General features: G+C 70.6%; 9 protein-coding genes. 6 read left to right on the top strand and 3 right to left on the bottom strand.

Annotated elements, in window-relative coordinates; all coding sequences use genetic code 11:
• Window positions 1-118: 118 nt before the first annotated feature.
• The 6 genes from B5F85_RS06650 to B5F85_RS06675 all read left to right on the top strand — a co-directional run bounded on the left by B5F85_RS06650 (window position 119) and on the right by B5F85_RS06675 (window position 9,629).
• Entirely contained in the window at window positions 119-3,049 is a 2,931-nt protein-coding gene (locus tag B5F85_RS06650; protein ID WP_087315620.1) for an insulinase family protein, read from the top strand.
• On the top strand, window positions 3,046-4,557 hold the full coding sequence (locus tag B5F85_RS06655) for an ATP-binding protein (RefSeq protein ID WP_087315621.1): 1,512 nt from the start codon (window positions 3,046-3,048) through the stop codon (window positions 4,555-4,557). The genes B5F85_RS06650 and B5F85_RS06655 overlap by 4 nt, the downstream gene beginning before the upstream one ends.
• Window positions 4,550-5,251 (top strand): response regulator transcription factor, encoded by a 702-nt coding sequence (locus tag B5F85_RS06660; RefSeq protein ID WP_087315623.1) that lies wholly within the window; start codon window positions 4,550-4,552, stop codon window positions 5,249-5,251. Before B5F85_RS06655 ends, B5F85_RS06660 begins: the two co-directional genes overlap by 8 nt.
• 205 nt (window positions 5,252-5,456) lie before the next feature.
• On the top strand, window positions 5,457-8,300 hold the full coding sequence (locus B5F85_RS06665) for a cation-transporting P-type ATPase (RefSeq protein WP_087315625.1): 2,844 nt from the start codon (window positions 5,457-5,459) through the stop codon (window positions 8,298-8,300).
• A 6-nt stretch (window positions 8,301-8,306) separates the two neighbouring features.
• Window positions 8,307-8,960 (top strand): TrkA family potassium uptake protein, encoded by a 654-nt coding sequence (locus B5F85_RS06670; RefSeq protein ID WP_087219319.1) that lies wholly within the window; start codon window positions 8,307-8,309, stop codon window positions 8,958-8,960.
• A gap of 9 nt (window positions 8,961-8,969) precedes the next feature.
• A complete protein-coding gene (locus B5F85_RS06675) occupies window positions 8,970-9,629 on the top strand; it encodes an NAD-binding protein (protein ID WP_087315627.1) in 660 nt (219 codons plus the stop codon).
• 185 nt (window positions 9,630-9,814) lie between these two features.
• On the opposite strand, the gene B5F85_RS06680 is transcribed toward B5F85_RS06675, so the two are convergent.
• The 3 genes from B5F85_RS06680 to B5F85_RS06690 all read right to left on the bottom strand — a co-directional run bounded on the left by B5F85_RS06680 (window position 9,815) and on the right by B5F85_RS06690 (window position 12,520).
• Window positions 9,815-10,393: a nitroreductase family protein gene (locus tag B5F85_RS06680; RefSeq protein ID WP_087315629.1), complete on the bottom strand. Its 579-nt coding sequence runs from the start codon at window positions 10,391-10,393 to the stop codon at window positions 9,815-9,817.
• Between the two features lie 129 nt (window positions 10,394-10,522).
• Entirely contained in the window at window positions 10,523-11,350 is an 828-nt protein-coding gene (locus tag B5F85_RS06685; protein ID WP_087315631.1) for an HAD-IIB family hydrolase, read from the bottom strand.
• A gap of 9 nt (window positions 11,351-11,359) precedes the next feature.
• Entirely contained in the window at window positions 11,360-12,520 is a 1,161-nt protein-coding gene (locus tag B5F85_RS06690) for an aminotransferase class I/II-fold pyridoxal phosphate-dependent enzyme (protein ID WP_087315633.1), read from the bottom strand.
• Window positions 12,521-12,571: the final 51 nt, after the last annotated feature.

The following is a 12,571-nucleotide window of genomic DNA, read 5'->3' on the forward strand; positions in this document are numbered from 1 at the left end:
GATCCTCCCCCACTCGCAACGGCCCGCGATAGCCTACCACATGCGTGACAGAACCTCCGAGGCGTCCGTCACATGGGGTATGCTGGGCAGCGAGAAAGCACGACCACAAGGAGCCCTCATGTCCCAGAAGAACCGCTTTGCTGCCCCGGACCCCGCGCTCGCCGCGGGCACGACCCACGCCGGCTTCACCGTCACGCGCGTGGAGGCGCTGCCCGAGATATCCGGCCAGGCCTACCTCATGCGCCACGACGCCACCGGCGCCCGGGCGCTGTGGCTTGCCTGCGCGGACACCAACCGTGCCTTCGCCATCGCCTTCAAGACCCCGCCCGCCGACGACACGGGCGTCTTTCACATCCTCGAGCACTCGGTGCTGTGCGGCTCGGAGCGCTACCCCGTGAAGGAGCCCTTCGTCAACCTGCTCAAGACGAGCATGCAGACCTTCCTCAACGCCATGACCTTCCCCGACAAGACCATGTACCCGGTGGCCTCCACCAACGTGGCCGACCTCGAGAACCTCATGGGCGTCTACCTGGACGCGGTGCTGCACCCCGCCATCTACGACCGCCCGCGCATCTTCGAGCAGGAGGGCTGGCACCTCGAGGTCGACGACGCCGGCGAGCTCAGCTACAACGGCGTGGTCTTCAACGAGATGAAGGGCGCCCTCTCCGATCCCGACGACGTCCTCTACCAGGAGCTGGGTCGGGCGCTCTTCCCGGACACCTGCTACGGCCACGAGTCGGGCGGCAACCCGCGCGCCATCCCCACGCTCACCTACGAGGCCTTCCTCGACAGCCACGCGCGCCACTACGCGCTGGCCAACAGCTACACCGTCATCTACGGCGACCTCGACATCGACCGCGAGCTCGCCTTCGTGGACGAGCGCTTCCGCGGGGCGGCGGAGCGTGGGGCCGGAGCGCCCAACCCCCTCGCGCCCCAGGCTCCCGTGCGCGCGGAGCGACGCGTCGTGCCCATGGCCACCGCCCCGAGCAACTCATCGATCGGCCTCGCCTACGTGCTGGGCACCGCTGCCGACCGCACGCGCGTGCTGGCCACAGACGTGCTGCTCGACGCCCTCTGCGGCTCCAACGAGGCGCCGCTCAAGCGCGCCGTCCTCGACGCAGGCCTCGCCGACGACTTCTCCGCGATGCTCGCCGACGGCGTGCTCCAGCCCCAGGCGATGTTCGTCCTGCGCGGCCTGCGCGAGGGCGCGGGCGAGAAGTTCCGCGCGCTCGTTGAGTCCGTCTGCGCCGAGCTCGCCGAGGACGGCATCCCGCGCGACAAGCTCGCGGCGGCCCTCGCCCAGGCCGAGTTCAACCTGCGCGAGGGCGACTGGGGCGGCTACCCCGACGGCATCGCGCTCTCGATGCTCGCGATGTCGGGCTGGCTCTATGACGACGACCGCCCCCTCGACTACCTGCGCTACGAGGACGCCCTGGCCGAGCTCAAGGCCGGGCTCGACGGCGGCTACTTCGAGCGGCTGCTGCGCCAGCTCGTCTGCGAGAGCGCGCACTGCGCCGAGGTCGAGATCGCGCCCGTCGAGGGGGGCGACGCCGCCGAGGAGGAGGCCGAGCTCGCGGCCCTGCGCGCGGGCATGAGCGAGGGGGACCTCGAGGCCGTGCGCGCCGAGGTGGCCGCGCTGCGTGAGGAGCAGGAGGCGCCGGACGCGCCCGAGGCGCTCGCCAGTCTGCCGCGCCTCGGGGTGGCCGACGTGGAGCCGCCGGCGCCGGAGCCCGCCGCGCTCGAGACGGATGCACCGCTGCCCTGCATCGCCCACGAGCTCGACACCCACGGCATCGCCTACGTCTACCACTACTTCGACCTGCGCCGGCTCGACTTTGACGACCTGCCCTACGTGGGCGTGCTCACCGACCTGCTCGGCAAGCTCGACACCGAATGGCACACGGCCTCCGACCTCGACACCGCCATCGAGACCAACCTCGGCGGGCTCGACTTCTTCACCGAGACCTACGCCCGCGACGCCGACCTCGCCTACGCCGCCCCCACGCTCGTGGTGGGCGCCTCCGCCCTCTCCGAGAAGGTCAAGGCGCTCGCCACGCTGCCCGCGGAGGTCTGGGGCACCACGCGCTTCACCGACCTCGACCGCGCTCGCGACATCCTCACGCAGCGCCGGGTGGCGCTCGAGCAGTACTTCGTGAGCTCGGGCCACACCGCGGCTGCCGCACGGGCAAACGCGTACTTCTCGTCCGCCGCCGTGGCATCGAGCGCGATGGCCGGCCTCGACTACTACCTCTTCCTGCGCGAGCTCCTGGACGGTTGGGAGGAGCGGGCCAGCGCGCTGCCGGAGCGGCTCTCCGCGCTCGCGGCGCGCGTCTTCACCGCCGACGCCGTCACGGTGAGCTTCACCGGAACCGCCGAGGATCGCGAGCGCTTCTGGGCGACGGGCGGCACGCTCGGGCTCGCGCCCTCCGAGGACGCCGGGCAGCGCCTGGTCGTGCCCGCGCCCGTGCCGAGAAACGAGGCCTTCCTCATCCCCTCCGACGTGAGCTACGTGGTCCGCGGCAACGGTCGCAGCGAGGCGGACGCGGGGACCATCGGGTGCTGGCAGGTCGCCACGCGCGCCCTCTCCTACGACTATCTCTGGAACGAGGTGCGCGTGAAGGGCGGCGCCTACGGCTGCGGGTTCCGCCGCACGAGCGAGGGCCTGAGCGGCTTCTGGAGCTTCCGCGACCCGTCCGTGGACGCGACGCTCGCGCGCTACGACGGCGCGGCGGCGTGGCTCGCCGCGTGGGACGGCTCGCCCGAGGAGCTCGAGGGCTACGTCGTGGCCACCGTCGCCGCGCACGACGCGCCGGTCAAGCCCCGTCAGCTGGCGCGCCGCCAGGACGTGGCGCGCTTCGGGGGCAAGCCGGCCGGCTGGCGCGACGCCGTGCGCGCCGAGGAGCTCGCCACGACCCCCGACGACGTCCGCGCCCTCGCGGCGGCGCTCGCCGACGAGCGTGCCGCGCGCGGGGTCTGCGTCTTCGGCGGCCGCGACGCCGTCGAGGCGAGCGACGTGGCCTTCGACGCCGTGACCGAGCTCGTCCGATGATACGAAGGGACAGTCCCTTCGTATCACTGCTCGTGACCGCGGGACTGCTCGCAGCCGCCACGGCCGCGGGCGCGCTGCTGCGCGCCGCGGGCCTTCAGGAGGCCACGGTCGTCGTCACCTATGTGCTCGCCGTCATCGGGGTGGCGCTCGCCACCCCGGGCGGCCCCTGGTGCCTGATCGCCGCCGCGCTCTCCGTCCTCGCCTTCAACTTCTTCTTCGCCGCGCCCACGCTCTCGCTCGCGGCCCTCGACCCCGCGATGCCGGGGACCTTCGCGGTCATGTTCGTCGTCGCGCTGCTCGCCGGCCACGTCGCCGCGCGGCTGCGCCTCCAGGCCCGCGCCGCCGAGGCCGCCCGCCTCCAGGCGCAGGCCCTCCTGGACCTGAGCGGGCGGCTCCAGGACTGCACCGCCCCCGACGACGTGGTGGCCGCGATGGCGAGAAGCGCGGCGGAGCTGCTCGGCCGCTCGTTTGTCTGGTATCCCGCCCGCGGCGACGCGCGCTCCCTCGGCGACCGCGCCGCCTTCCCCTTCCCGACCGGGGCGACCGTGGCGGACGAGCGCACCGTCGCCCTGCGGGCGCTCGCCAACGGGAGCCCGACCGGCGCCTCGACGGAGGCCTTCGGCTCCGCCGCGGGCCTCTACCTGCCCGTAGGCCCGTCAGCCGCGCCGCGGGGCGTGGCGGGCATCCTGCCGGCCGCCGACCTCTCCCCCGAGCAGCTCAAGCTCTGGCGCTCGGTCTGCGGCCTCGCGGCGCTCGCCCTCGACCGCGTGGCGGCGCTCAGGGCCCGCGAGGAGGCCGCCGTCCGCGCCCGCGAGGAGAGGACCCGCGCGGACCTGCTGCGCTCGATCTCCCACGACCTGCGCACGCCCCTCACCTCAATCTCGGGCAACGCAGACGTCCTTCTCGACGCCGGAGCCGCCCTCGACGCGGGCACGCGCCGGCAGCTGCTGGCCACCATCCGCGACGACGCCTCCTGGCTGCGCGCCACCGTGGAGAACCTCCTCACCGTCACGCGCCTCGAGGAGGGCGGCGTGCGCCCGCAGGCGGACGCGGAGCTCGTGGACGACCTCGTCGAGGAGGCGCTGCGCCACGCCGCCGGCGACGCCGGCCACGTCGTGACCTTCGAGGCGCCGCCGGAACCCCTGCTCGTGCGCGTCGACCCCGCCCTCGCGGTCCAGGCGCTCGTCAACCTCGTCAACAACGCCGTCGCGCACACGCCTGCGGGCAGCCGCGTCACGGTCCACGCCGCGCGCGAGGGCGCCCAGGTGAGCATCATCGTGGCCGATGACGGGCCGGGCATCCCGGATGCCGAGAAGGACCGCGTCTTCGAGGCGTTCCACACCTCAGGCGGCGCGCTCGCGGACGGAACGCGCAGCGTCGGCCTGGGCCTCTCGGTCTGCCGCGCCGTCGCGCGCGCCCACGGGGGTACCATCACGGTGCGCGACAACATGCCGCACGGAGCGGTCTTCTCCCTCACCCTGCCCGCCGAGGAGGTTCCCGATGTCTGACGCCCTGCCCGACGCCCCGCTCGTCCTCGTGGTCGAGGACGACGCGCCGATCGCGAGCCTCGTCTGCGCCGCGCTCGACTCCCGCGGCCTGCGCCGCCGCGTCTGCGCGACGGCGGCCGAGGCCATCACCGCCGCGGCCGAGCTCGCGCCGCAGGTGATCCTGCTCGACCTCGGCCTGCCCGACGCCGACGGCATCGAGGTTGTGCGCCGCGTACGCACCTGGTCGGACGACCTGCCCATCATCGTCGTCTCTGCGCGCGCCGACGACACTGACAAGATCGGCGCGCTCGACGCCGGGGCGGACGACTACCTCGTGAAGCCCTTCTCGGTCGGGGAGCTGCTCGCGCGCGTGCGCGTGGCCCTGCGGCGCGTTGCCCAGGAGCCGGCCGGCGCCGCCGAGGGGGCCGCCTTCGAGAACGGGGCGCTCTCCATCGACTACGCCTCGGGAATCGTGCGGCTCTCCGGCGAGGAGGTGCACCTCACCCCGATCGAGCACCGGCTGCTTGCCCTTCTTGCCAGAAACGAGGGCAAGGTCCTCACCCACCAGTACCTGCTCGAGCACGCGTGGGGAGAGGGGCAGGTGGGGGACCTCGCGTCGCTTCGCGTGATCATGGCGTCGCTGCGCAAGAAGGTCGGCGCCGGCCTCATCCAGACGCACGTGGGCGTGGGCTACCGCATGGTGCAGGCGGAGTGACCGGCCGCGACGCCGCAACCTGCGGCCTTAATGCGACCTTAATCTCAAGACACCTCTTCTTAACTGCGTCTTTATGCTCAGCGCGTGATGTTTTGTCCAGCTGCCGGACCCACGCCGCGCCCCTCTTCCGCCCTGCCCTACCCTAGCCGCGTACGAGGGCGCGCCGCAGCACGAGGCGCGCCGGGAACACGGGAAGGAGAGGACTATGGACGAGACTCAGACGGCACCCGTTGCCGTCGAGCGCCTCACACCCGACAGGGTCTTCTCGGCACTGGAGACGTCAAGCGCGGGCCTCACGCAGGCCGAGGCCGAGGCGCGCCAGGCCAGGCAGGGCAAGAACCTCATCCAGACCGAGAAGAAGAAGTCCCCGGTGCTGGCGTTTCTGTCAAACTTCACGCACCTCATGGCCATCCTGCTGTGGGCTGCCGGCATCATCGCCTTCGTGGCGGGGCTTCCGGAGCTGGGTGTGGCGGTGTGGCTCGTGAACGTCATCAACGGGTGCTTCAGCTTCTGGCAGGAGCACCGCGCCGGCAAGGCCACCGACGCGCTCAAGAAGATGCTGCCGTCCTACGCGAGCGTCATCCGCGACGGGCAGGAGCAGAAGATCCTGGCGGAGGACCTCGTCCCCGGCGACGTCATGGTGCTTGCCGAGGGCGACAAGATCTCCGCGGACGCCCGCGTGGTGCGCGCCTCGGACCTGCAGGTGAACCAGTCCACGCTCACGGGCGAGTCCAACCCCGTGCGCAAGACGGCCGACGCCGTGCTCGAGGACGACCTCACCCAGGCCGAGACCCCCAACCTCATCTTTGCGGGCACCTCGGTCTCGGAGGGGAACGGCCGCGCCGTGGTCACGCGCATCGGCATGGACACGGAGTTTGGCAAGATCGCCCACCTCACGCAGAACATGGAGGAGGTCCAGAGCCCGCTGCAGCTGCAGCTCAACCGCACCACCAAGCAGATCACCATCTTCGCGGCGTGCATGGGCGTGGGCTTCTTCCTGCTTGACCAGATGTTCGTGGGCAGCGAGTTCGCCGCGGCGTTCATCTTCTCACTGGGCATGGTGGTGGCCTTCATCCCGGAGGGGCTGCTGCCCACCGTGACGCTCTCGCTTGCCATGGCGGTGCAGCGCATGAGCAAGAGAAACGCGCTCGTGAAGAAGCTCAACTCCGTGGAGACCCTGGGCTCGACCTCGGTCATCTGCACGGACAAGACGGGCACGCTCACGCAGAACGAGATGACCGTGAACCACCTCTGGACCGCGAGCCACGAGTACGAGGTCACCGGCGTCGGATACGCGCCCGTGGGCGAGGTGCGCCTGGGCGAGAAGAGCGTGGACGCCCACATGGACGACGACCTGCGGCTCCTGGTGGCGGGAGGGGCGCTGTGCTCCAACGCGCGGCTGCTGTCGCCCGAGGAGGAGGGCGGGCGCTACACCGTGCTGGGCGACCCAACCGAGGCGTGCCTGCTCGTTGCCGCGCAGAAGGCCGGCATCGAGCCCTCCGAGCAGGAGGCGGCGTGGCCCCGCGTGCGCGAGCTTCCCTTTGAGAGCCGCCGCAAGCGCATGACGACGATTCACCAGCTCTCCGAGCCGCTCGACGGAGCCCGGCGCGTGGCATTTGTGAAGGGCGCCCCCAACGAGGTCGTGCGCCTCTCAACCCGCGTGCGTGTCGACGGCGAGCCCGAGGCCATGACCGACGAGCTCAGAAACAAGATCATGGCGGCCAACGACGCCTACGCCGCCGACGGCCTGCGCGTGCTTGCCGTGGCGTACCGCCCCCTTGCCGCGGACGACCCGAGCGTGCCGCGCTCCATGAGCGAGTACTCGCCCGAGACCATCGAGCGCGACCTCACGTTCGTGGGCCTCGAGGTCATGCAGGACCCGCCGCGCCCGGAGGTCGCCGCGGCCGTGGAGCAGTGCCGCCGCGCCGGCATTCGCGTAATCATGATCACGGGCGACTACGGCCTCACCGCGGTCTCCATCGCCCGCAAGATCGGCATCGTGCGCGGCGAGCACCCGCGGGTGTTCTCTGGCGTGGAGCTCGAGCGCACGAGCGACGACGAGCTCAAGGAGGCCCTGCGCGGCGAGGTGGTCTTTGCCCGCATGGCGCCCGAGCAGAAGCTGCGCGTGGTAGAGAACCTCCAGCAGATGGGCGAGATCGTGGCCGTCACCGGCGACGGCGTGAACGACTCCCCCGCCCTCAAGAAGGCCGACATCGGCGTGGCCATGGGCATAACGGGCACCGACGTCGCCAAGGAGGCCGCGGACATGGTGCTCACCGACGACAACTTCGCTTCGATCGTGCACGCCATCGAGGAGGGCCGCGCGGTCTACGCCAACATCCGCAAGTTCATGCTCTACATCCTGAACTCCAACATGCCCGAGGCCGTTCCCTCGGCCGTCTACCTGCTCTCGGGGGGCGCCGTACCGCTGCCGCTCACCACGATGCAGATCCTCACGATCGACCTGGGCACCGACATGCTGCCGGCGCTGGGCCTGGGCTGCGAGCCGCCCGAGGACGACGTCATGGACCGCCCGCCGCGCGACCCCAAGGAGCCGCTGCTCACCGGCAGGCTCATGCGCAAGGCCTTCCTCTGGTACGGCCTCATAGGCGGCATCGTCTCCATGGCTGCCTACGTCTTCGCGCAGCTGGAGGCCGGCTGGGCACCGGGGCTGGAGATGTTTGGCGTGGGCGCGGACCTCGACCCTGTCTACGTGCGCGCCACGACCATGTGCCTCGCGGCCATCGTGTTTGCCCAGATAGGCCAGGTCCTGAACTGCCGCACCGAGACCGCATCGGTCTTCTCGCGAGGGCTCTTCTCCAACCGCCACATCAACGTGGGCATCGTCTTCGAAATCTGCCTTATCGTGTTCATCACGCTCTTCCCGCCGTTCCAGGCGGTCTTCCACACCAGCCCGCTCGGGGTCTGGGACTACGTCTTCCTCTGCTGCCTGCCGCCGCTCGTGCTGGCAGTCGAGGAGGCCCGCAAGGCCCTGTTCCGTCAGATCAGGCGTCGCCGCGCGCCGCGCGCGGTCGCCGAGGGAAGGTAGGTCATCATGAACGTCATCGTTGTGGGCGCCGGTCACATGGGGCGAGGCCTCGCCGAGAGGCTCTGCCGCCAGGGACACGAGGTAACCGTCATCGACCGCGACCCCGAGGAGCTCGAGGCGCTGGGCGAGGACTTTGCCGGGAGGCGCGTGACGGGCGTCGGCTTTGACCGCGACGTCCTCGCGGACGCGGGCATCGACCGCGCGAGCGCCGTCATCGCCTGCACCTCGTCCGACGAGGCCAACATCGTCATCGCCCGCGTGGCGCGCGACACCTACCGCGTCCCCCGCGTCATCGCCCGCCTCTACGACATCAGCAAGGCCGAGGCCTACCGCCGCCTGGGCATCCAGACCATCTCGACCACCGACTGGGGCATCCGCCACGCCTGCGAGTTGCTCACCTACCAGGAGATGGACACGGTCCTAGAGGTGGGCTCCGGGGACGTGCAGCTCGTGCGCAGCGACGTGCCTGCCCTCCTGGAGGGCCGCCCCGTGCGGGAGGTCACGGCCATCGGCGAGGTCGAGGTCGTGGCGGTCTCGCGCAACAACGAGACCTTCATCCCCACGCTGGGGACCGTGCTCGAGCACGGCGACGTGATCTATGCCGCCGTGGCATCGAGCGCCTCGGCCAAGTTCCGCTATATGATCGGCAAGAGCGAGTAGGAGGTCACCATGGACATCATCATAGTTGGCGGCGGCAAGACCGGCACCTACCTCGCGTCTCTGCTCGCCGAGGACGGCTACCGCATCCGCATCATCGAGAGCCGAAAGGACCACGTGGCGCGGCTGCGCGCGCAGTTTGGCGAGCGCGACGTGATCCTGGGCAACGGCGCGGACCCCATCATGCTGGAGCGCGCCGGAATCCTCCACGCAGACGTCGTCGTTGCGGCGACGGGCTCCGACGAGGTCAACCTCGTGGTCTCCACGCTGGCCAAGATGGAGTACAGCGTCGGCCGCGTGGTGGCGCGCGTGAACAACCCGGTCAACGCCTGGATGTTCAACGAGGGCATGGGCGTGGACGTGGGCATCAACCAGGCCGAGCTTCTGGCCCGCTCCGTGCAGGAGGGGCTCGATCTGCGCGACGTCTTCACGATTCTGCGCCTGGGCAAGGACGGCCACGCCGTCGTGCGCGTGAAGGTGCGCCCCGGGTCGCGCGTGGTGGGCGAGGCCCTGCGCGACGTGCCGCTGCCCGGCACCACGATCCTCGTGGCCATCGACCGCGACGGAGACATCATCGTGCCCAAGGGCGATACGCGCTTCGCTGCGGGCGACAAGATCATCGCCTTCACCGACGCCGCGGGGCGCGAGCGACTGCACCGCGCGTTCGCGTAGGCTGCGGACGAGGCCCTTTGAGGGTATGTACACCGTCTCTTTAGGGTATGTACACCCCGCCGTTCTTATCGGCTTGCAAATTCGCTGGTAGATGGTCTGCCGAGAAGAACGGGTGGGCTGGGACGGTGTACATACCCTCAGTGGGTGGTGTACATACCCTCAGAGCGACCAGCGCTGCTCGCGCGCTAGACGAGCAGGTCCTCGAGGTTGAGCTTGGGCACGCAGTGGGTGCCGTCGGCCTCGCGCCAGTAGGTCAGGCCGTGCTCGGTGTCCGGGCCCTCGAGCACGACGCGCTCCCCGCGCCCGCCCACCGCGAGCACGAGCGCCGGCACGAGGCCCTCGGGAAGCGCGAGCTCGTCGGCGAGCCCGGCATCGAAGCTGCGCAGCATGCAGCAGCCAAGTCCGCGCGCGCAGGCGGCGAGCGCCATGGTCTGCGCCGCGATGCCCACGTCGATGAGGCGGATGGGGTTGTCGGCGAGCTCGGCGGGCAGGCAGATCACTACGTAGCCGTGCGGGCGCTCGCCCTCGGCCGGGCCGTCCCAGTCCTTGTAGAGCGCCGCCCAGCGCAGGTGCGGGAAGACCGCGTCGCACGCGTCCTTCTCGCCCACCACGCGAAAGCGCAGCAGCTGCATGTTGTTGCCGCACGGGGCCAGGCGCGCCGCGTCCACGAGGCCCGAGAGCACGGTCTGCCCCACGCGCTTGTCGCTGAAGCGCCGATAGGTGCGCGACGCCGCCACCAGGTCCTGGAACTCCATTCCGTTCATGTGACTCCCCTCTCCACTGGTTATGCCAATTGGGGACGTGTTTTTTCGTGCAGACCGTTTGGGACAGGTCTCCCCTCGCGGAAGCCAAACCTGTCCCTTTTCGTCTGCACGAAAAAACACGTCCCCTTTTTACAGAAGGCCGAGGCGGACGCAGGCGTTCCAGAAGCCGTCGGCGTCGATGTGGTCGGTCACGTAGGTGGCCGCCGCCTTGGCCTCGGCCCCGCCGTTGCCCATGGCCACCGAGGTGCCCACGGCCCCGAACATGTCGACGTCGTTGCCGCCGTCGCCAAACGCCACGCACTCCTCGGGCGCCAGCCCCAGCGCGTCCATGAGGATGCGAACGCCGGCGTCCTTGCCGCCCTCGACGGGCATGACATCGCAGAAGATGTCGCTCCAGCGGGTGCACTTGCAGCGGCGCGTGCCGTTGAGGATCAGGTGCTCCTCCCCCGGGGCGAGAAACGCGTTGAGCTGGTAGACCTCGTTCTCGAGCGCCCACGCCACGTCACCCGGCTCGTAGTGGTTGTGCGTGAGCTCGATCATGGCCTGCACGCGATCGTCCATGACGTTGACGTACATGCGCTCGCGCTCCATGAACAGGCAGCTGTAGAGCCCGGAGCGCACCTGCTCCACCACGGCGCGCACGTCCGCGCGGTCGAGCGGGTTGGAGTGGACGGTGCGCCCGCCAATCTCGACGAGCTGCCCGTTGAAGGTGACAAAGCCGCCAAAGTCCGTGAGGTCGATCTTGTCCAGCAGGTAGCTCGTGCGCCCCGTGGCAAGAAGCGGCATGACGCCGTTCTCCGCCAGGCGCCGGATGGCCTCGCGCGTGGAGGCGGGCTCACAGTTCTGGCCCAGGCTGAGCGTGGTGCCGTCCACGTCGAGAAGGACGGCGCGGACCTTGGCGGGGGTGGACCAGCTGCCGGGCACGACCGGCGCGGCCTCGAGGCTCTTCTCGTCCATGAGCGCCCCCTAGAGCCCGGAGGCGGCGATGGCGGCCACGGCCTCGCGCAGGCGCTCGGGCGGCATGACCAGGGCCATGCGCACGTAGCCCTCGCCCGAGGGGCCAAAGCTCGCCCCCGGCGTCACGATCACGCCCGCGCGGTCCATGAGCTCGAGCGAGAAGGGCACGGAGTCCGTGCGGCCGTGCGGCAGGCGCGCCCAGACGAACATCGAGCCGTGGGCGTTGGGACGCTCCCAGCCGATGGCCTCCAGCCCGTCGCAGAGGGCGTCGCGACGCTCCTGGTAGAGCAGGCGCTGGCGCTCGACGGAGTCGCGCGGGCCCGTGAGCGCGGCGATGGCGGCGTCCTGCTCGGGGTAGAACATGCCAAAGTCGACCTGGCCGCGGAGCTTGCGCGCGGCGGCCACCACGTCCGGGCGACCCACCAGGAAGGAGAGACGCGCCCCGGTGACGTTGAAGGACTTGGAGAGCGAGAGAAACTCCACCCCCACCTCGAGCGCGCCCGGATACGAGAGGAACGACCCGCCCGGCTCGCCGTCGAAGACGATGTCGGAGTAGGCGTTGTCGTGAATGACCACGAGGTCGTGGGCGCGGGCGAAGGCGATGGCCTCCTCGTAGACCGCCGGCGTCCCCACCGACCCCACCGGGTTGGCGGGAAGTGACAGGATGAGGTACTTGGCGGCGTCGGCAACCTCGGCCGGGACGTCGGCCAGGTGCGGCAGGAAGTCGTGCTCGGCGGTGAGCGGGTAGTAGAAAGGACGGGCGCCGGCGAGCAGCGTCGCGTTCTGGAAGACGGGGTAGCACGGGTCGGGCACCAGGCCCACCTCGCCGGGGTCGGCGAGCGCCGCGACCACGTGGCCCAGGCCCTCCTGGGTCCCGCGGCAGCTCATGACCATGTCGCGCGTGACGCCGGTCACGCCGAAGCGGCTCTCGTAGTACCCGCAGACGGCATCGAGCAGCTCGTCCTTGTCGTGCAGCGAGTACTTCCAGTTGGCGGGGTCCGCGGCGCTCGCGCGCAGGGCCTCGACCACGTGGGCGGGGGGCTCGAAGTCCGGGGTGCCCACCGAGAGGTCGAAGACCTGCCGACCGGCGGCCTCCAGCTCGCGCCGCCGCACGTTGAGCGCCGCGAACACCTCGTCGCCAAACAGATCGAGCCGCCTTGAGAACTGCATGTGGTCCCTCCCGTGAGCAGGTCGCGCCAGTGACGCCGGACGTCGTCGCGT

This window comes from Olsenella sp. An293 (genome assembly GCF_002159495.1).
Lineage (GTDB): Bacteria > Actinomycetota > Coriobacteriia > Coriobacteriales > Atopobiaceae > Thermophilibacter.

Bases quoted from the DNA above. Each gene is read 5' to 3' on its own strand.
- B5F85_RS06650 (WP_087315620.1), top strand. From the start codon at position 119: ATGTCCCAGAAGAACCGCTTTGCTGCCCCGGACCCCGCGCTCGCCGCG.
- B5F85_RS06655 (WP_087315621.1), top strand. From the start codon at position 3,046: ATGATACGAAGGGACAGTCCCTTCGTATCACTGCTCGTGACCGCGGGA.
- B5F85_RS06660 (WP_087315623.1), top strand. From the start codon at position 4,550: ATGTCTGACGCCCTGCCCGACGCCCCGCTCGTCCTCGTGGTCGAGGAC.
- B5F85_RS06665 (WP_087315625.1), top strand. From the start codon at position 5,457: ATGGACGAGACTCAGACGGCACCCGTTGCCGTCGAGCGCCTCACACCC.
- B5F85_RS06670 (WP_087219319.1), top strand. From the start codon at position 8,307: ATGAACGTCATCGTTGTGGGCGCCGGTCACATGGGGCGAGGCCTCGCC.
- B5F85_RS06675 (WP_087315627.1), top strand. From the start codon at position 8,970: ATGGACATCATCATAGTTGGCGGCGGCAAGACCGGCACCTACCTCGCG.
- B5F85_RS06680 (WP_087315629.1), bottom strand. From the start codon at position 10,393: ATGAACGGAATGGAGTTCCAGGACCTGGTGGCGGCGTCGCGCACCTAT.
- B5F85_RS06685 (WP_087315631.1), bottom strand. From the start codon at position 11,350: ATGGACGAGAAGAGCCTCGAGGCCGCGCCGGTCGTGCCCGGCAGCTGG.
- B5F85_RS06690 (WP_087315633.1), bottom strand. From the start codon at position 12,520: ATGCAGTTCTCAAGGCGGCTCGATCTGTTTGGCGACGAGGTGTTCGCG.